This window comes from Pseudomonas sp. PDM15, assembly GCF_014851565.1.
Classification (GTDB): domain Bacteria; phylum Pseudomonadota; class Gammaproteobacteria; order Pseudomonadales; family Pseudomonadaceae; genus Aquipseudomonas.
In genome coordinates, this window is record NZ_JACVAA010000004.1 from 504,205 (window position 1) to 523,290 (window position 19,086).

The 19,086-nt window shown below is 64.9% G+C and carries 18 protein-coding genes; 4 read left to right on the forward strand and 14 right to left on the reverse strand.

From position 1 onward, the window contains the following. Positions 1 to 65 precede the first annotated feature (65 nt). From IB232_RS13760 to IB232_RS13770, 3 genes are read right to left on the reverse strand one after another with little or no spacing between them, the layout of a single operon-like run. On the reverse strand, positions 66 to 1,013 hold the full coding sequence (locus IB232_RS13760) for a DMT family transporter (RefSeq protein ID WP_192399187.1): 948 nt from the start codon (positions 1,011 to 1,013) through the stop codon (positions 66 to 68). 48 nt (positions 1,014 to 1,061) lie between these two features. Further along, complete coding sequence (locus IB232_RS13765) at positions 1,062 to 1,520, reverse strand: GNAT family N-acetyltransferase (protein ID WP_192399355.1); 459 nt, start codon at positions 1,518 to 1,520, stop codon at positions 1,062 to 1,064. A gap of 36 nt (positions 1,521 to 1,556) precedes the next feature. Next, positions 1,557 to 2,051 carry a DinB family protein gene (locus IB232_RS13770; protein ID WP_225592291.1) on the reverse strand — a complete coding sequence of 165 codons (495 nt, stop codon included), beginning with the start codon at positions 2,049 to 2,051 and terminating at the stop codon, positions 1,557 to 1,559. Between the two features lie 144 nt (positions 2,052 to 2,195). Here IB232_RS13770 and IB232_RS13775 point away from each other — a divergent pair, with 144 nt between their 5' ends. Beyond that, positions 2,196 to 3,053 (forward strand): HDOD domain-containing protein, encoded by an 858-nt coding sequence (locus tag IB232_RS13775; RefSeq protein WP_225592292.1) that lies wholly within the window; start codon positions 2,196 to 2,198, stop codon positions 3,051 to 3,053. Between the two features lie 108 nt (positions 3,054 to 3,161). After that, positions 3,162 to 4,031, forward strand: a complete 870-nt coding sequence (locus IB232_RS13780) for a type 1 glutamine amidotransferase domain-containing protein (protein WP_192399189.1) — start codon at positions 3,162 to 3,164, stop codon at positions 4,029 to 4,031. A gap of 311 nt (positions 4,032 to 4,342) precedes the next feature. Here the strand turns inward: IB232_RS13780 and IB232_RS13785 are convergent, their stop codons facing one another. The 9 genes from IB232_RS13785 to IB232_RS13825 form a co-directional block, all read right to left on the reverse strand. After that, positions 4,343 to 5,560, reverse strand: coding sequence for an NAD(P)/FAD-dependent oxidoreductase (locus tag IB232_RS13785; protein ID WP_412547732.1), 1,218 nt, complete (start codon positions 5,558 to 5,560; stop codon positions 4,343 to 4,345). A 73-nt stretch (positions 5,561 to 5,633) separates the two neighbouring features. Then, positions 5,634 to 5,825 (reverse strand): hypothetical protein, encoded by a 192-nt coding sequence (locus tag IB232_RS13790; RefSeq protein WP_192399191.1) that lies wholly within the window; start codon positions 5,823 to 5,825, stop codon positions 5,634 to 5,636. Positions 5,826 to 5,916: 91 nt separating this feature from the next. Continuing rightward, positions 5,917 to 8,109, reverse strand: coding sequence for a YccS family putative transporter (yccS, locus tag IB232_RS13795; protein WP_192399192.1), 2,193 nt, complete (start codon positions 8,107 to 8,109; stop codon positions 5,917 to 5,919). Between the two features lie 162 nt (positions 8,110 to 8,271). Beyond that, on the reverse strand, positions 8,272 to 9,705 hold the full coding sequence (gene ntrC / locus IB232_RS13800) for a nitrogen regulation protein NR(I) (protein WP_192399193.1): 1,434 nt from the start codon (positions 9,703 to 9,705) through the stop codon (positions 8,272 to 8,274). Next, on the reverse strand, positions 9,702 to 10,784 hold the full coding sequence (glnL, locus tag IB232_RS13805) for a nitrogen regulation protein NR(II) (protein ID WP_192399194.1): 1,083 nt from the start codon (positions 10,782 to 10,784) through the stop codon (positions 9,702 to 9,704). The genes ntrC and glnL overlap by 4 nt, the downstream gene beginning before the upstream one ends. Before the next feature lie 190 nt (positions 10,785 to 10,974). Then, on the reverse strand, positions 10,975 to 11,604 hold the full coding sequence (locus IB232_RS13810; RefSeq protein ID WP_192399195.1) for a DUF4124 domain-containing protein: 630 nt from the start codon (positions 11,602 to 11,604) through the stop codon (positions 10,975 to 10,977). A gap of 12 nt (positions 11,605 to 11,616) precedes the next feature. After that, a complete protein-coding gene (locus IB232_RS13815) occupies positions 11,617 to 12,177 on the reverse strand; it encodes a DUF4124 domain-containing protein (RefSeq protein ID WP_192399196.1) in 561 nt (186 codons plus the stop codon). Positions 12,178 to 12,401: 224 nt separating this feature from the next. After that, the gene (gene glnA, locus IB232_RS13820; RefSeq protein WP_192399197.1) at positions 12,402 to 13,808 is read right to left on the reverse strand and encodes a glutamate--ammonia ligase; all 1,407 of its coding nucleotides are present in this window, start codon (positions 13,806 to 13,808) and stop codon (positions 12,402 to 12,404) included. Positions 13,809 to 13,896: 88 nt separating this feature from the next. After that, positions 13,897 to 14,148, reverse strand: coding sequence for a hypothetical protein (locus tag IB232_RS13825; protein ID WP_192399198.1), 252 nt, complete (start codon positions 14,146 to 14,148; stop codon positions 13,897 to 13,899). On the opposite strand from IB232_RS13825, the gene thiI reads away from it, so the two are divergent. Both thiI and typA read left to right on the forward strand, forming a co-directional pair. Next, complete coding sequence (gene thiI, locus IB232_RS13830; protein WP_192399199.1) at positions 14,138 to 15,595, forward strand: tRNA uracil 4-sulfurtransferase ThiI; 1,458 nt, start codon at positions 14,138 to 14,140, stop codon at positions 15,593 to 15,595. The genes IB232_RS13825 and thiI overlap by 11 nt on opposite strands. 130 nt (positions 15,596 to 15,725) lie before the next feature. Beyond that, positions 15,726 to 17,543 carry a translational GTPase TypA gene (gene typA / locus IB232_RS13835; RefSeq protein WP_192399200.1) on the forward strand — a complete coding sequence of 606 codons (1,818 nt, stop codon included), beginning with the start codon at positions 15,726 to 15,728 and terminating at the stop codon, positions 17,541 to 17,543. Between the two features lie 89 nt (positions 17,544 to 17,632). Here typA and IB232_RS23680 read toward each other — a convergent pair whose 3' ends face one another. Both IB232_RS23680 and IB232_RS13845 read right to left on the reverse strand, forming a co-directional pair. After that, complete coding sequence (locus tag IB232_RS23680; RefSeq protein ID WP_263863939.1) at positions 17,633 to 18,448, reverse strand: hypothetical protein; 816 nt, start codon at positions 18,446 to 18,448, stop codon at positions 17,633 to 17,635. Between the two features lie 118 nt (positions 18,449 to 18,566). Then, complete coding sequence (locus tag IB232_RS13845; protein ID WP_192399201.1) at positions 18,567 to 18,899, reverse strand: hypothetical protein; 333 nt, start codon at positions 18,897 to 18,899, stop codon at positions 18,567 to 18,569. Positions 18,900 to 19,086 lie beyond the last annotated feature (187 nt).

The following is a 19,086-nucleotide window of genomic DNA, read 5'->3' on the forward strand; positions in this document are numbered from 1 at the left end:
GTCGGGAGCAGTTTGCAGTCGCCGCGTGGAGCGCGTGCGGAGGCAATGTGGAGATTTGGCGGGACTCAGTCGTGCTGCGGCTTGACCCGTACCGCCCAGAGTACACCGACGATCAGCAGGACGATGCCGGCCAGGGTCAGCGGCGCCGGCCACTCGCCGCGCAGGATGAAGGCGTAGGTCAGCGCCGCCAGGGTCTCGAACACGATCAGTTGGCCGGCCACCGAGGTGGGCAGGCGCTGGCTGGCTTCGTTCCAGCACAGGGTGCCGACCCAGGACGAGAGCAGGGCTATGGTCACCATCAGGGCGATGAAGAACTCCGGACGCGGGCCCAGCGGCATGGCGAACGGGCTGCCGCCAAGCGTCATGCCCAGCCACAGCAGGGCGTAGCCGAGCAGCGCCATGGGCAGCGTCACCAGGCCCTGGGCGGTGGCCCAGGTGCGCGGGCTGCGCCCGGGGTGGTCGCGCAGCCAGTCGGCGTTGCGCAGCGGGTACCAGGTCCAGCAGGCCACGGCGATCACCGCCAGCAGCGCGCCGCTGGCATAGCGCCCCCAGTCCGTCTCCCCGGCGGCCTGCAGGGCGTGCAGTTCGGCATGGTTGACGCAGGCGATGCCGGCCGCGATAAGCGCCAGCGAGGGCAGCAGCTTGGCCCAGGGCAAGCGGCCGTCGCGCTTGGCATTGCGCAGGTTGGCGGCGATGGCGATGACCACCGGCAGGGTGCCGATGATCATGGTCGGCAGCGGTCCGCTGGCGCGCTGGATGGCGCTGGCCAGGCACAGGTAGTAGAGCAGGTTGCCCACCGCCGACAGCTTGAGCGCCTCCAGCCAGTCGCTGCGCGACAGCTGGCGCAGGCGCGCGCGGTCGAGCCAGGCCAGCGGCAGGGCGATCAGGCCGAAGGCCAGGTAGCGCCCGGCCGAGAGCAGGGCGGCCGAGTATTCCGGCAGCAGCAGCGGACCGACGAACACCAGGCCCCACATCATCCCGGCGATCAGGGCGAACAGCGTACCCATCCACATCGACGCGAACCTCGAAAGCGCCGCCGGTCATGGGCGGCGGAATTGAATCTACTGGGGCTGGCGGCGCATGCCGATATGCGGGATGTCATCTTCCAGGTAGGGCTCGGTCACCGCGACGAAGCCGTAGCGACCGTAGTAACCCTGCAGGTGGGCCTGGGCCGAGAGGTAGATCGGCAGCCCAGGCCAGCGTTCGAGGCAGGCCGCGACCGCGCGCTCCATCAACTGGTGGCCGAGGCCGCTGCCGCGCGCCTCCGGGGCAATCACCACGCGGCCGATCACCACGTCGCCATCCTGGGTCGACGGATCGAGCAGGCGCAGGTAGGCCACCAGTCGCTGGTCCTGCCAGGCCAGCAGATGGTGGGTGTCGGCGAGCAGGTCCTGGCCATCCACGTCCTGGTAAGGACAGTTCTGCTCGACCACGAATACGCGGGAGCGCAGCTCGAGCAGGGCGTACAGCTCGTGAGCGCTCAGCTCGGAGTGATGCTTGGTGTGCCAGTTAAGGGTCAGGGGGCGGTGCTTCCGTGTCGGCAAGAGGCGATTCTGTCATGGCCGGGCGCCGGCCTCGATCTTGCCGAGCAGCCACTGCAGGCCGGCCAGGTGCTGCTGGTCGTGGCTGCACAGATAGTGCACCAGGCTGCGCAGGGTCAGCTCGCCATAACCCTCGAAGCGCGCCGGGCGGCTGAACTGTTCGGCGCTAATCGATTCGATCAGTGCCAGGGTCTCGCGCCGGGCGCGGCGGAAGTCGGCCAGCACCGCCGAGGTATCAGCCTCGGCATAGCGGCGCTCGCGGGCCATGGCCTCGCCGTCCAGCGAGATCAGCAGCGGATTGTCTTCGTCGATTGTGCGGCGCAGGCGCAGCTGATAGCCCTCCACCTCGATATCGCGCACATGGCAGAGCTGTTCGATGGCAGTGAAGGGCTCACTCGGCACCCCTTCCCAGGACGTCGGCGCCCAGTGCCGTTGCTCGGGTGCAAAGGCGGCGAAATGGGCCTCCAACTGATCGGGGAAGGCGGCGAGGGCGCTGAGAGTGGCGAGCATGACGGTGCTCCGTGTGACTGGATCACCCATGCTGGCACGGGAAGCAGCGCTTGGCCCGGTACAGATGACGGCTAAACCTCGCTGTAGCTGCTATGGCCTGGGGTTCCAGCACCTACACTGCTTCAGGGGGCGTGGAGGTGTGCATTGGGCGTCGAGGCTTCGGAATATTCGATCTACCGGCGGGTGGTGTCACAGTTGATGCAGGGCCAGGAGCAACTGCCCAGCCTGCCGGCGCTGACTCTGGATATCCGCCGGGCATTGAGCGATGGGCAGATCAGTACCGGCGCGCTGGCCCGGCTGGTCAGCCGCGACCCGGCGTTGGCCGCGCTGCTGATGAAGCATGCCTCCTGCGCCCTGTATCGCCACCCGATGGCGCCGCGCACCCTGCAGGATGTGATCGCCCTGCTCGGCATGGGCGAGGTCGACCGCATCACCATGGTCCACAGCATCAAGAGCCTGTTCACCCTGCACAGCCCGGCGCACAAGCGCCTGTTCATGGAGGTGTGGGGGCGATTGACGCTCAAGGCCAGCACCTGCGCCATGCTGGCCCGGTTGATCGGCCATGTGGCGCCGGAGCATGCCTTGCTGGCCAGCCTGCTCAGCGAGGTGGGCACCCTGGCGGTGCTCTCGGCGTTCAAGGACGAGGTGGAGATCCCCTCCGGCGAGCTGTATTACAAGCTGTGCCGCGAGTACAGCAAGTCGCTGGGGGTGATAGTGCTGAAGAAGTGGTCGGTGGACGACGAATACATCGGGGTGATCCGCGCCGCCGGCAACTGGGGCGCCGCGACCAGCCGCGAGCTGGAGCTGATCGATCTGGTCAACCTGGCGCTGTTCCATGCCATCAAGGAGCGCAACGCCGACGCCGAGCTGCCGTTGCTGGTGGAGCTGGCCGCCTACCACAAGCTGCAGCCGCCGCAGAACTTCATCGGCGACAACGGCGAGCTGGAGCTGGTGCTCAATCACCGGGCGGACATTCACGCGATTGCCGAGACCCTGCGCTGAACCGGTGACACTGGCAGCCGCGGCCTGCGCGCCTGGCGTCCGCCGCATGCAGAGCCGGCGTTTGAGCTGCTAAGGTCTCGGCCCATCGCCCATCCACGAGAGCCCGCCATGCCCGCGCCTTGCGTCCTGATTCCCCTGCCGCGCCGCGATTACGACCCCAGTGAGACTGCCCTGGCCTGGCGCCAGCTGCGTCAGGCCGGCTACCGGGTGTGTTTCGCCACCCCGGACGGCCAGCCGGCCGAGCCGGACCCGCAGATGATCAGCGGCGAGGGCCTGGACGTCTGGGGCCTGATCCCCGGCCTGCGCCGGTTCAAGCTGCTCGGCCTGCTGCTGCGCGCCAATGGCGCGGCGCGCCTGGCCTGCGCCGAGATGCTGCAGGACCCCGACTACCGGCAGCCGCTGCGCCACGAGCGCCTGCGCGTGGAGGACTTCGCCGGCCTGATGCTGCCTGGCGGGCACTGGGCCCGGGGCATGCGCGAGTACCTGGAGAGCGAGACGCTGCAGGCCTTCGTCGCGGCTTTCTTCGCCGCCGACAAGCCGGTCGCGGCGGTCTGCCATGGGGTGCTGCTGGCGGCGCGCAGCAAGGGCGCTGATGGCCGCTCGGTGCTGCACGGGCGCAAGACCACCGGGCTGACCTGGAAGATGGAGAAGACCGCCTGGGACCTGACCCGCTTCTACGGCCGCTGGTGGGAGCGCGACTACTACCGCACTTACTCCGAGGCGGTGGGCGAGCCGGCCGGGCACATGAGCGTGCAGGGCGAAGTGGGGCGGGTGCTGGCCAGCCCGGATGACTTCCTCGACGTGGCCAGGGGCGCGCCCGACTTCTGGCGCAAGACCAGCGGCCTGCACCGCGACACGCCGAGCGATAGCCGCCCGGCCTGGGTGGTGCGCGACGGCAACTATGTGTCCGGGCGCTGGCCGGGCGATATGCACGAGCTGATGCGGCGTTTTATCGAGTTGCTGCCGGCTGTTGCGTAGCAGGGGAGCATCTGTGATGCGAGGAGATAATCGGGTTGGTGCGCTTTGGTAGTGCTTTCTTTAGTGCTGAGCCGGAGCTCCCTCACCCCAGCCCTCTCCCGGAGGGAGAGGGAGTCTGTGCGGCGTAGCCCGGATGCAATCCGGGAAACACCATCCCCTGATTGCATCCGGGCTACCTGCTTGTAGGAGCGAGCTCTGCTCGCGAGGCTCTTTGCTGTGGCCCCGTTCGCGAGCAGAGCTCGCTCCTACGCTATGGCCAGCGGCTATAGGGAAGTCACCGACCCAGGGCGGCCGTGGTAAGGATTCAAGACTCAGACAAACTGCGCGGCAGCGTGGGCCGAGGCCCAGGCCCACTGGAAGTTGAAGCCTCCCAGGTGGCCGGTGACGTCCAGCACCTCGCCGATGAAATACAGCCCCGGCGACTTCTGCGATTCCATGGTCTTCGACGACACCTCGCGGGTGTCGATGCCGCCCAGGGTCACCTCGGCGGTGCGGTAGCCCTCGGTGCCGGCCGGCACCAGGGTCCACTCGGCCAGCTTGGCCGCCACCGCCTCCAGCTCCGCCGGCGTGTACTGCTTGAGCGGCTTGCTGACGAACCACTGCTCGGCCAGTAGGCCGGCCATCTTCTTGGTGAACAGTTCGGCCAGCAGGGTCTTCAGCTCGCTGTTCGGCCGCTCGCGCTGCTGCGCCGCCAGCCACTCGGGCAGGTCGATGTGCGGCAGCAGGTTGATGCTGATGGCGTCGCCCGGCTGCCAGTAGGAGGAGATCTGCAGGATCGCCGGGCCACTCAGGCCGCGGTGGGTGAACAGGATGTTCTCCTTGAAGCTCTGGCCGTTGCAGCTGACCACGCAATCCTCCACCGAGGTGCCGGACAGCTCGGTGCACAGGGCCTTTAGCTGTGGCTCGGTGATGGTGAAGGGCACCAGACCGGCGCGGGTCGGCAGCAGCGTATGGCCGAACTGCTTGGCCACCTGGTAGCCGAAGCCGGTGGCGCCTAGGGTGGGGATGGACAGGCCGCCGGTGGCGATCACCAGCGACTCGCAGGAAAACTGGCCGGCGCTGCTGTGCAGGGTGTAGCCGGTATCAGTCTTGCCAATGGTCTCGACCGAGGTGTCCAGGCGCAGGTCGACGCCGTGCTCGTCGCATTCGCTCAGCAGCATGCTGAGGATATCGCTGGCCTTGCGGTCGCAGAACAGTTGGCCGAGCTTCTTCTCGTGGTAGGGCACGTCGTGCTTGACCACCAGTTCGACGAAGTCCCACTGGGTATAGCGGGCCAGCGCCGATTTGCAGAAGTGCGGATTCTGCGAGAGGAAGTTGGCCGGCTCGCAGTACATGTTGGTGAAGTTGCAGCGGCCGCCGCCGGACATGAGGATCTTCTTGCCCGGCTTGTTGGCGTGGTCCAGCAGCAGGACCTGGCGCCCGCGTGCGGCGGCTTGCGCTGCGCACATCAGGCCGGCGGCACCGGCGCCGATGATGATGACCGGGAAGAAAGACACGGCTGAACCTCGATGAGTCGCGAAGCCGCGCATTCTAGCGGAAAGGCGTGGCGAATCCGCGGGCGGTCATCGGCCCGCAGGCGCCGGGGCGCCTGCGGAGGCAGGCTCAGCGCCCGCTGTTGTGGTTGTTGCCCTTGGGTTGCTTGCTGTGGGTCTCGCCACCGAAGCTCTGGTTGCGGTCCTCGCCGCGCTTGCGGTTGGTGTTCTTGCTCTGGTCCTTGCAGTTGCTGCAGTACTCGGCCGATTCGGCTGGAGCGCTCTTGGCCAGCTGGGAGCCGCATTGCGGGCAGCGTTTCATGGCATCACCTCATCACTGAACGGCCCCGGAATGGGGCCGGCAGGGCGATGGTCGGCGGCTGCAGCGCGGCGACGCAGAGGGAAGTGCCTCCTCAGGCGGCCTTGGCCCGGGCGATTTCGGCCGGGCCCTTCTGCAGATGCGCGACCAGGGTGCGCAGCGGCGCCAGCTGACGGCAGATCAGGCCGAGCTGCACCTGCACCAGGCGGTGGCCCTCGTCCATTTCTTCCGGCAGCTGTTCCAGCTCCTCGGCCAGGGCCTGGTCAGCCTCGTCATACACGGCTATTGGAGTGCCCGTCTGCAGGCCCGTGGCGATGGCGTCGAGGCTCTGGCTGATATGTGCCACGGCGCGGTCGTGCAGGGCGTCGCTGGCATCGTCGGCCAGGCTCGCGCGGTGTGCGCCTAGGGCCGAGAGGTAGCTGAGCAGGGTGTGCGACAGCACCAGGAAGCGGAAGCCGGTCTCGGCATCCTTCCGGAAGTGGCCGGGCTCCAGCAGCATGTTGGACAGGGTGGTGGAGAGCGCTGCGTCGGCGTTGTGCGCGTTGCGCCGGGCCAGGCGGTAGCTCAGGTCGTCGCGGGCACCGGACTCGTACTGCTGCATGATCTGCAGCAGGTAGCGGCTGTTGCTGCTCAGGGTGCTGGCGAGTACCTGGTTGAGCTTGCGCCCCTGCCAGTCCGGCAGGATGAAAAACACCGCGAGGCCGGCGATCACCGTGCCCAGCACCGTATCCACCAGACGCGGCCAGAGCAGGGTGTAGGCGTCGCTGATCTGGTTGAAGCACAGCACCACCACCAGGGTCATGGCGGTGGTGGCCAGGGTGTAGCGGTCGACCCGGTTGGTGAAGAAGATGACTCCGGCGGCCACGGCGATCAGCGATTGCAGTAGCGGATCGGGGAACAGGCGGATCAGCGCCCAGCCCAGCACCAGGCCGATCAGCGTGCCGCTGACCCGCTGCACCAGGCGCAGGCGGGTGGCGCCATAGCTGGGGCGGCAGACGAACAGGGTGGTGAGCAGGATCCAGTAGCCCTGCTGCGGGTGGATCCAGTGCAGCAGGCCATAGCCGGCGAGCAGCGCGGCGGACAGGCGCAGGGCGTGGCGGAACACCAGGCTGGTGGGGGTGAAGTGCTGGCGCAGGCGCTCGAACGCTTCCTTGAGGGTCTGCGGCGAGCGATCCAGCAGGCTGCTGTCCTGCTCGTCGGCCAGGGCGTCCGGGTTGCTGGCGCTGGACAGCTTGCGCTCCAGGCTGGCGAGGTTGTCGGCCAGGGCACCGAGCGAGCGCAGCAGGCGGCGCCAGGCCGGGTTGTGCTGCTCGCGCAGGAAGGTCATGGAGGCATCGAGGTCGGCCATGGCTTGGCTGTTGTCGTTGTAGTCGAACGGCTGGCGCAGGCGGATGGCCCGGCCCAATGCCTGGCAGGCCTTGCCCTGCTGGCTGAGCAGGCGGCCGCAGCGGAACATCACGTCGCTGTGGAAAAAGGCTTCGGCCAGGGCGTTGTACGGGTAGTGCGAGGAGCTGGCGCGCTCATGGATGTCCTGGGCGATGAAGTACAGCTTGAGATAGCGGTTGGTCTTCTGCCCGCTGCGCTTGCGACTCATGCGGTTGAGGATGATGTCCTTGGCCAGGTTAAGCGCCGTCACCACCCGGCCGTTCTGTCGCGCCAGTTCCAGGCGCCGCGCCTCGATATCCAGCTGCCGGATCGGCTCGAACAGCGAGGCCTTCAGGCGCAGGTAGGCGCCCAGCTCCTCGAACACCCGCGCCAGCGCCTGCTGCACCGGTTGCTGGCTGAACAGTGCGCTCCAGATGATGCCGAGCAGGCCGTACCAGGCCGCGCCGGCGATCAGCAGCAGCGGCTCCTGCCAGAAGATGCCAGCCTGGCCGCCGCGATGCTCCAGGCCGATGGCCGTGTAGATCGCCAGGATCAGGGTGGCCTGGGCCACCGCTGCGTACCGTTCGCCGATGCCGCCGAGCAGGGTCATGGCGAAGGCCGCCAGGGCCAGGCCGGCGCCGAATAGCCAGGGCATGGGGAACAGCAGCTGTACGGCGCTGGCGGTAGTGCCGAAGCACGCCAGCGTCACTAGCAGTGCCTGGCTGCGACCGCGCCAGTGGTCGTCGTTCTCCGCCAGGGCGCTGGCGATGCAGCCGAGGAACAGCGGGATGACCAGGGCGATCCGTTCCAGGTACCAGCACAGGGCCATGGCGCCGGCCAGGGCGATGAATACCCGCACACCGTAGGTGAATTTTTCGCGCGCCCAGAGGTTGCGCAGAGTGTGCTTGAGCGATGAGGGCATGGGCGAACGGCTACCCGCCGGGAAATGGGTTGGTGTGCCGAGAAGACGGCATCAGGTGCTGGCGAGGCACCATTTTATTGACCTTTCGTTCAGAGGATAGCCCGCGCTGCGCAGCAACGAAAACGGGCCCCGTGGGCCCGTCTGGTTCAGCGCTGTCTGCGATCAGTCTTCGCCGTCGTCATCGTCGGCGCCGTCGACCTTCATGCCCAGCTCTTTGATCTTGCGGGTCAGGGTATTGCGTCCCCAGCCGAGCAGCACGGCGGCGTCGCGGCGGCGGCCGGCGGTGTGCTTGAGCGCGGTCTCGATCATGATCCGCTCGAAGGCCGGCACGGCGCTGTCCAGCAGGCCCGATTGGCCGCGGGCCAGGGCCTGGTCGGCCCACTGGCGCAGGCCCTGCTCCCAGTTGGCGGCCGGGGCATTCTCCTGGGGCTGGGTGAGCAGCTCCGGCGGCAGGTCGTCGATATGCACTTCGCGACCGGAGGCCATCACGGTGATCCAGCGGCAGGTGTTCTCCAGCTGGCGCACGTTGCCCGGCCAGGGCAGGTGCTTGAGGTAGTCCTCGGTCTCGCTCTTCAGCAGCTTGGGTTCGACGGCCAGTTCCTGGGCGGCGCGGGCCAGGAAGTGGCGGGCCAGGGTCGGGATGTCCTCGCGGCGGTCGGCCAGGCGCGGGATATGGATGCGGATCACGTTGAGGCGGTGGAACAGGTCCTCGCGGAACTTGCCGGCCTGCACCAGGGATTCGAGGTTCTGGTGGGTGGCGGCGATGATGCGCACGTCGACCTTGACCGGCGTGTGGCCGCCGACCCGGTAGAACTCGCCATCGGCCAGCACGCGCAGCAGGCGGGTCTGGGTGTCGGCCGGCATATCGCCGATCTCGTCGAGGAACAGGGTGCCGCCGTCGGCCTGCTCGAAGCGACCACGGCGCTGGTTGGCCGCGCCGGTGAAGGCGCCCTTCTCATGGCCGAACAGCTCGGACTCCATCAGGTCCTTGGGGATGGCCGCCATGTTCAGCGCGATGAACGGCTCGGCCGCCCGCGGGCTGTGGCGGTGCAGGGCGTGGGCGACCAACTCCTTGCCGGTACCGGATTCGCCGTTGATCAGCACGGTGATATTGGAGTGAGAGAGGCGACCGATGGCACGGAACACCTCCTGCATCGCCGGCGCCTCGCCGATGATCTCCGGCGTGCGGCCCAGCGCGGCCGGTGCCTCCAGGCCCTGCTGCTCCTGGGCGTGCTGGTTGGCGCGCTTGACCAGGGACACGGCCTCGTCGACGTCGAACGGCTTGGGCAGGTATTCGAAGGCGCCGCCCTGGTAGGAGGCCACGGCGCTGTCCAGGTCGGAGTGCGCGGTCATGATGATCACCGGCAGGCGTGGGTGCATGTCGCGGATGCGCGCCAGCAGGTCGAGGCCGCTGGCGCCGGGCATGCGGATGTCGGAGATGATCACGTCCGGTTGCTGGCGGGACAGGCGGGTCAGCACGCCGTCGGCGCTGTCGAAACTCTGGGTGGTTATGCCTTCCTGCTGCAGGGCCTTCTCCAGGACCCAGCGGATGGAGCGGTCGTCGTCGACGATCCAGACGGTTTCACTGCGGCTCATGACGGTGTGGCTCCTTGGTCCAGGGGCAGGAAGATCGAGAACACGGTGTGGCCGGGGTGGCTCTCGCATTCGATCAGGCCCTGGTGCTGACTGATGATGTTCTGGGTGATGGCCAGGCCCAGGCCGGTGCCGTCGGGGCGGCCGCTGACCATGGGGTAGAAGATGGTTTCCTGCAGCTCCGGCGGGATGCCCGGGCCGTTGTCGATGATCTCCATCTTCACCACCAGGCGATGGCGGGTATGGCCGATGGTGAACTGGCGCAGGGTGCGGGTGCGCAGGCTGATGCGGCCCAGGCGCAGATCGCTCTGGCTGGACAGCGCCTGCAGGGCGTTGCGCACGATGTTGAGTACGGCCTGGATCAACTGCTCGCGGTCGATCAGCAGGTCGGGGATGCTCGGGTCGTAGTCGCGCACCAGGGTGATGCTGCCTTGGGATTCCGCCTCGACCAGGCTGCCGACGCGCTCCAGTACTTCGTGGATGTTGGTCATCGCCAGCGACGGCAGCTTGTTCGAGCCGAGCATGCGGTCGACCAGGTTACGCAGGCGGTCGGCCTCCTCGATGATCACGTTGGTGTAATCCTTGAGGCTCTCTTCCGGCAGCTCGCGGGCCAGCAGCTGGGCCGCGCCGCGGATGCCGCCGAGGGGATTCTTGATCTCGTGGGCCAGGCCGCGTACCAGCAGCTTGGTGGTTTCCTGCTTGGACAGCTGCGCCTCTTCCTTGGTGATGCGCAGCAGGCGGTCGCGCGGATGCACTTCGAGCAGTAGCAGGGTCTGGCTGCGGTTGAGAATCGGCGTTACCGCGTAGTCGACGGTGATGGTCTGGCCGGCCAGCGAGGTCAGCATCGCCTCGCGCTTGGTGAAGGGGTGCGCATGCTCGACCGCCTGGCGCAGCGAGCTGAGCGCCTCCGGCGACTCGGTGAACAGTTCACTGATGAACTGGCCGTGGCTGCGCTGGCCGCTGACCGCCAGCAACATCTCGGCGGCCGGGTTCATGTACTCCAGGCGCAGCTCGGCGTTGAGCAGGATGGTCGCGGTGGTCAGGTTGTCCAGCAGTAGGCGGTGCAGCGCGTCGTTGATCATGGCAGGTCTGGGTCCCGGCGATGGGCTGGAAAATGCAAAAAGCAAACCAAAGCCCTGAAAAGACGCGTATCTCTGCCAGCAACCGCCCTTCAGGCTGCGTTTCGGCGCAGCCGGCGCGGTCGTCGATGAACCAAAACGGGGAGAGTATAGAAGTTGGTGCGGTTGCGTGCACCGATTTGGTGCGAATCGATTAGTCGACGAAGGGGAGGATGCTAATGATGCCCTTGTCCGGCTCCTTCGGCTTGTCCTCGATCGGGCACTCTGGGCGTACACCCCAATCCTTTTTCTTGCAGGGGTTGGCTCTGCGCTTCTCCGCCAGAGATATGCGCTTCATGTGGAAGGGTTGACTGGGGGTGCGCTCGACGATGCGGCCATGGGCGTCGACTATCTCCACCGAAATCTGGTGGGTACCGCGGTCGACGTTCTCCAAGGGGAACACAGGGCTGCGTCCTGCTTCGCTGGCAGGTTTTCCATCCATGATCAGGCGGAAGTTGTGACCGGCATGCAGGCCGGGCTCGACGGTAGCGCTGACGATCAGGTTGCCGGTCATCTCGCGAATGGTCGCGTCCGGCTCGGGTACCAGAATGCGCAGTACCTGGTAGCTCGGTTCCTTGGGCAGCGCTTCGGGTGAAGTCGGTGGCGGTGGGACTTCGGTTGGGTGCATTGCGTTGGATGGGGCGAGCTCGATTTTCTCGGCATTGTCCGACTGTGGCTGATCGGTGAAGACACGATTACCGTCGGCGTCGATATAGGTATAGACCCCGGCGTGGGCGTTGAGACAGGCAAGGCCGAGTGCCAGGCATAACAGCAGACGATTCATGAAGGCCTTCGATCAGGTGGCTGGTCTAGGAGTGGGTTTTGGAGGGGTTGGTTTCGCGCGTGCCGGGCTGTTCACGCTGATGCGCTGCACGGTGAAGGTCACCGTCGGGCTCTGCTGAATTTGCCGCTCGCCGCTGATTATTTCTACCGCGAGGCTGTGTTCGCCACGGTCGACGTTGGTGAGCTGCAGGCGTGGCACATTGCTCGGCTGTCCGTAAGGTTGGCCGTCCAGCAACAGGCGGAATCTATGTCCCGGTGCTAGGCGTGGCTTGATGTTCACCCCGACGCTGAAGGTGCCGTTATTGGCACGCAGTGCCTCATCGCTTGGAAGGTCGGTCAGATTCAGTTCGCTGTAAGGCGGCTGATCGCTGGCGGGCTGCTCGGGCTGTTCTGTCACGACCGGTTTCTGCGCTTCCACGGTATTGGTTGGCGGCAGCTCGACAGACTCCGTCGCCTGGCCTTCCGGTGGCTGATTGGTGAATACCGTGTTGCCGTTGGAGTCGGTGTACTTGTAGATCTGCGCGGCGGCGGGTAGGGCCAGGGTGCAGAGCAGGCAGGCGGTGAGCAGGCGCATCGGTAGGCTCCTGAATGATCCTGCGGCAAGGGTTGCACCGCTTGGCGCCTCTGGCAAGTCCGCCCTGTGCCATGCGTGGCATGGCGCAAGAAATAGTCGCGGCAATCGCTGATCGCTAACTTGCCTAAGGCTTTTGACGGGTTCCGTCTGAAATCCCAGGACATAAAAAAGGCCTCCCGAAGGAGGCCTCTTTCAAGCGAGCCGCGTAAGCGGCCGGCGCTGAATCAGACGCTGTAGTACAGGTCGTATTCCAGCGGGTGCACGAAGGTGCGCACCTTGATTTCTTCTTCCGATTTCAGCTCGATGTAGGCATCGATGAAGTCGTCGGAGAACACGCCGCCCTTGGTCAGGAAGGCGCGGCCCTTGTCCAGCTCTTCCAGGGCCTCTTTCAGGCTGCCGCAAACCTGCGGGATTTCCTTGGCCTCTTCCGGCGGCAGGTCATACAGGTTCTTGTCGGCGGCATCGCCGGGGTGGATCTTGTTCTGGATGCCGTCCAGGCCGGCCATCAGCAGAGCGGCGAAGGCCAGGTACGGGTTGGCAGCCGGATCCGGGAAGCGCGCTTCGATGCGGCGGGCTTTCGGGCTGGAAACGTACGGGATACGGATCGAGGCGGAACGGTTGCGAGCCGAGTAGGCCAGCATGACCGGAGCTTCGAAGCCCGGGACCAGACGCTTGTAGGAGTTGGTCGACGGGTTGGTGAAGCCGTTCAGGGCCTTACCGTGCTTGATGATGCCGCCGATGAAGTACAGGGCGGTGTCGGACAGGCCGGCATAGCCTTCGCCAGCGAAGGTGTTCTTGCCGTCTTTGGCGATCGACAGGTGCACGTGCATGCCCGAGCCGTTGTCGCCGTACAGCGGCTTCGGCATGAAGGTGGCGGTCTTGCCGTAGGCGTCGGCCACGTTGTGCACGCAGTACTTCAGGGTCTGAACTTCGTCAGCCTTGTTGACCAGGGTGTTGAACTTCACGCCGATTTCGTTCTGACCGGCAGTCGCCACTTCGTGGTGGTGAACTTCGATGACCAGGCCCATTTCTTCCATGGCATTACACATGGCAGTGCGGATTTCGTGGTCGTGGTCGCACGGCGGAACCGGGAAGTAGCCACCTTTGACGGCCGGGCGGTGGCCCTTGTTGCCGGACTCGACGTCGGCGTCGGTCATCCAGGAGCCTTGCTCGGAATAGATCTTGAACATGGAGCCGGAGATGTCGGACTTGAACTTCACTTCGTCGAAGATGAAGAACTCCGGCTCCGGGCCGACGAAGACGGTGTCACCGATACCGGTGGTCTTCAGGTATTCCTCGGCGCGTTTGGCGATGGAGCGCGGGTCGCGGTCGTAGCCTTGCATGGTGCTCGGCTCGATGATGTCGCAGACCAGGATCAGGGTCGGCTCTTCGGTGAACGGGTCCAGAACGGCGGTGTCGTCGACCGGCAGCAGTATCATGTCGGAGGCTTCGATGCCTTTCCAGCCATGGATGGACGAGCCGTCGAACATTTTGCCGACTTCGAAGAACTCTTCGTCGAGGGCGTCACGGGCCGGCATGGTCACGTGGTGTTGCTTGCCTTTGGTGTCGGTGAAGCGCAGGTCAACCCACTTCACGTCGTGTTCTTTAATCAGTTGAATCGACTTCGACATGCTGTCCTCCAGGTGGATGGGGCCGGCTGAGCCAGCCTCCGAAATTAGGTGCAAAGCCGGGCGCGATAGTCGGCCAGGCTGGGCTGCCTCACAAGGGAGCAAATTGCATGCCAGTGCCCCGGAATGGGTTGGAAGCCTGAAACTCAGGGGCTGCGTGGGCTGTGTCGATATTTTGAGCGATTTTATGCACTGAGTTGGTGCCGGCAAAATGCTGTGCGCACTTTTTTGGTGCCTTGTCGCGGCGATTATTGTTTTTGATCAAAGCTTGAGCAATTTCCGCTATAATCCGCGCCCCTGTTTTTCGGTCTCTCGTCCGGCACCCGTTTTCCATGAAGCTCATCGTCAAACCCTTCGCAGAAATCACCATCAAGAGCCGGCCGGTGCGCAAGCAGTTCATCCGCCAGCTGGCGAAGAATATTCGCACGGTGCTGCGTGATCTGGACCCCGAGCTGGAAGTGCAGGGCGAATGGGACAACCTCGACCTGATCAGTCAGGTCAGCGAGCCGAAGGTGCAGGCCGAGATGTTCGCGCGCCTGCGCAGCACGCCGGGCATCGCCCACTTCCTCGAAGTGCACGAATACCCCTACGTCGATTTCGATGACACCTTCGAAAAATGCCGCGCGCACTTCGGCACTCAGCTGCCCGGCAAGATCTTCGCCGTGCGCTGCAAGCGCGCCGGCAATACCCATGATTTCTCCTCGATGGAGCTGGCGAGCCATGTCGGCAGCCGCCTGCGCCGCGAGTGCGGCGCCGCCGGCATCGATCTCAAGCAGCCCGAAGCCGAAGTGCGCTTCGAAGTGCGCTACGACCGCCTGCTGATCATCCACGCCCAGCATGAAGGCCTCGGCGGCTACCCGCTGGGCTCCATCGAGCAGACCCTGGTGCTGATGAGCGGCGGCTTCGACTCCACCGTCGCGGCTTACCAGATGATGCGTCGCGGCCTGCTCACCCACTTCTGCTTCTTCAATCTCGGCGGCCGTGCCCACGAGCTGGGCGTAATGGAAGTGGCTCACCACCTGTGGCAGAAGTTCGGCAGCTCGCACCGCGTACTCTTTATTAGCGTGCCGTTCGAGGAGGTGGTCGGCGAGATTCTCGGCAAGGTCGACAACAGCCAGATGGGCGTGGTGCTCAAGCGCATGATGTTGCGCGCCGCCAGCCGTATCGCCTCCGAGCTGAACATCGATGCTCTGGTCACCGGCGAGGCTATCAGCCAGGTCTCCAGCCAGACCCTGCCCAACCTCTCGGTGATCGACGCGGTCACCGACACCCTGGTGCTGCGCCCGCTGATCGCCGCGCACAAGCAGGACATCATCGACACCGCCACCGCCATCGGTACCGCCGAGTACGCCAAGAATATGCCCGAGTACTGCGGCGTGATCTCGGTGAACCCGACCACCCGCGCCAAGCCCGGTCGAATCGAGCACGAGGAGAGCCACTTCGACATGGCCATCCTCGAGCGCGCCCTGGCGCGTGCGACCCGGGTGACCGTGGACAAGGTGATCGACGCGCTGGGCCAGGACCTGCAGGTCGAGGAAGTGCGCGAGGCCCTGGTCGGGCAGATCGTCATCGACATCCGTCACCCTGATGCCGCCGAGGACGAGCCGCTGCAGTTGCCAGGCATCGAGGTGCAGGCCCTGCCGTTCTACGCGCTGAACAACCGATTCAAGGAACTGGATGAGAGCCGCCAGTACCTACTCTATTGCGACAAGGGTGTGATGAGCCGCCTGCACGCTCACCACCTGCTCAGCGAGGGGCATGCGAATGTTCGCGTCTATCGCCCGCATTAAGCGTGCAGGTCTGCTCGGTGGCAGCATCCGCCACCGGCCTCCCGACCGTCGCAGCGCGTAACCCCGAGTTCACAACGGCCAGGCAGACTGCAGGGCCACAGCTTTCAGAATCTTCAATCGAGACGACATCGTGATCGAAAAACTGCGCAACATCGCCATCATCGCCCACGTCGACCATGGCAAAACCACCCTCGTCGACAAACTCCTGCGCCTGTCCGGCACCCTCGACCGCAAAGAAGCGGAAAACGAGCGCGTGATGGACTCCAACGACCAGGAAAAAGAGCGCGGCATTACCATTCTGGCGAAGAACACCGCCCTGAAGTGGAACGACTACAACATCAACATCGTCGACACCCCCGGCCACGCCGACTTCGGCGGTGAAGTAGAGCGCGTGATGTCGATGGTCGACTCCGTACTGCTGGTGGTCGACGCCCAAGACGGCCCGATGCCGCAGACCCGCTTCGTGACCCAGAAGGCGTTCAAGGCCGGCCTGCGTCCGATCGTGGTGGTGAACAAGATCGACCGTCCGGGTGCCCGTCCTGACTGGGTCATCGACCAGATCTTCGACCTGTTCGACAACCTCGGTGCCACCGACGAGCAGCTCGACTTCCCGATCGTCTACGCCAGCGCCCTGAACGGCATCGCCGGCCTGGATCACGAGAAGATGGACGACAACATGGACGCCCTGTTCCAGGCGATCATCGACCACGTGCCGGCCCCCAAGGTCGACGTCGACGGTCCGTTCCAGATGCAAATCTCCCAGCTGGACTACAACAGCTTCCTCGGCGTGATCGGCATCGGTCGTATCGCCCGTGGCCGCATCAAGGCCAACACCCCGGTGGTCGCCATCAGCGACGACGGCACCAAGCGCAACGGCCGTATCCTCAAGATCATGGGTCACTCCGGCCTGCAGCGCGTTGAAGTGGGCGAAGCTGAAGCCGGCGACATCGTCTGCGTATCGGGCATGGACGAGCTGTTCATCTCCGACACCCTGTGCGACCCGCAGAACGTCGAAGCCCGTCCGCCGCTGACCGTTGACCAGCCGACCGTGAGCATGACCTTCCAGGTCAACGACTCGCCGTTCGCCGGTAAAGAAGGCAAGTTCGTCACCAGCCGCAACATCAAGGACCGTCTGGACAAAGAGCTGCTGCACAACGTGGCCCTGCGCGTCGAAGCCGGCGAGTCCGCCGAGAAGTTCAAGGTCTCCGGTCGTGGTGAGCTGCACCTGTCCGTACTGATCGAAACCATGCGTCGCGAAGGCTTCGAGATGGCCGTAGGCCGTCCGGAAGTGGTGATCATCGAAAAGGACGGCGAGAAGCAGGAGCCGTACGAAAACGTCACCATCGACATCGAAGAGCAGCACCAAGGCTCGGTGATGGAGCAGATGGGCCTGCGCAAGGGCGACCTGACCAACATGGTTCCCGATGGCAAGGGCCGCGTGCGCCTGGAATACACCATCCCCGCGCGTGGCTTGATCGGCTTCCGTAACAACTTCCTGACCCTGACCTCGGGCAGCGGCATCCTGACCTCGACCTTCAGCCATTACGGCGCGATCAAGGCCGGTGAAGTCAGCAACCGTCAGAACGGCGTACTGGTGTCCATGGCCACCGGCACAGCGCTGACCTACTCGCTGGAAACCCTGCAGAGCCGCGGCAAGCTGTTCCTGGCTCCGGGCGACGAGATCTACGAAGGCCAGCTGGCCGGCATCCACAGCCGCGACAACGACCTGGTGATCAACCCCACCAAGGGCAAGAAGCTCGACAACATGCGCGCCTCCGGCAAGGACGAAGTCATCGCCCTGGTGCCGCCGATCAAGTTCACCCTCGAGCAGGCGCTGGAATTCATCGCCGACGACGAGCTGGTGGAGGTGACGCCGAAGTCGATCCGCCTGCGCAAGAAGATGCTCAACGAGAACGACCGCAAGCGCTACGAGCGCGCCAAGGTCTAACTCGACGCTAGGTCTGCGTTACGAGCAAAACCCCGCCAGAGCGATCTGGCGGGGTTTTTTATTGGCCGGTTGTACGAGCAGGCGAGCCCCTAGCGGTTACTGACGCATTGCTGCAGCTTGGCGCGCGCTGCCAAGCCGCCGGTCCAATCGATATCCGCAACGGTACGTCCATCCATTTCGACGATGAAATGCTCAACATCCAGCATCGTGTTCAGCGCCGCATCAATGTTCGGCACGGTCAGGCCGATAGCGCCGGCCGGAATACGCGGTACCGAGAAATTCAATGCGTTCACCGACTGCGCTTGATACTTCGACTGTTTGAGCGTCACCGCTACGGTTTGCGTGTCCGATGGCTTGGGAATCTCCGTGCTCCAGAAGATCAGCATGCCGCCCTGATAGGCCTTTCCGGGGCCGACGATACTGACCGCGTCGCCGTCTTTGCTCCACATCGCCACGCAGTTGTCTCCGGGGGCTGAATCCTTCCTACCTTGAAAAAATTTCCATTCACCCTGCTTGTAGCGTTGGTAACCCGGATCCGCCTCCAGCTCTTGCAGTTTTGCTTCGGCTTCCCGCCTAAGCTTTTGGGCTTCCAGGTTTTTGGCCGCCTGCTCAATGGCGGCGATGCTCATGGCGTCGTAGCTGGGCGGGCCGGGGTCGGCAAAAATATTGCAGCCGTCACATCGATAGCCGCCAGCGTATCCACCTCCGGTGTCTCCCCCGCCAGCGCTATCGGCGCCCCCACCGGTTTCCACACACAGGGGAACAGCGGCAACTCCATGGGAGCCACCGCCAACGCCGATCTGCTGTTCACCCGGCCCGGGACCACCCGGGCACGGATAGTTGGCCAATGCTGGTTGCGCGACCAAGCCCAGCGCTGCACAGACAAGAAGTACGGAAATTTTCATCGTGGATTCAGGATTCCAGTCATTTGAGGAGCTGTTGCAGGCGCTGAGTTAAAGATGGGCGAATCCAACCCCGGTTACACAAATCCTGCACAACCCTGCTAGTAAGCGCCCCTGATCATCACTGCCCCGGTCCGCTCCTGAGTATCTCGCCCTTCTTCGCGCAACTGGGTGGATTGATGGCGCCGAAGGTGGCCAGATTGCCGCCATTGATGATGCAGTTGAACTCGTTGCCATCGTCAGCGCGCAGCTCGGCGTAGGTATTGGTTCCACTGGTTCGCCGCGCCACCAGCTGCAGCTGGCTGGGAGAGTAGCCGAGCACGCCCGCGGTTTCCGCGAGGACCCTCTCATCGCTCAGCGAGTTGGTGCGTTCGGCGATGGCGGCGCAGCCGGCGAGGCCGTGGCCGACGGCGATCAGGGTGAGCAGGCGTGCTGCTCGGAAGATTGTGTGCATGACATTCCCTCGTGTTCTGTTGCCCATATGAAGCGATGAATCGACTTCCCGGCGAGGCCGGTTGGCGGCACTCTAGAGAGGCGATGGCAGGGCGGCCAAGCGCTTTTCGGCCAGCTGCTATCGAGGGCGGCGTGGATGACAGGAATTTCTGCCAATGGCTGTTTTCCATCGGCCGGCGGCACCGCGG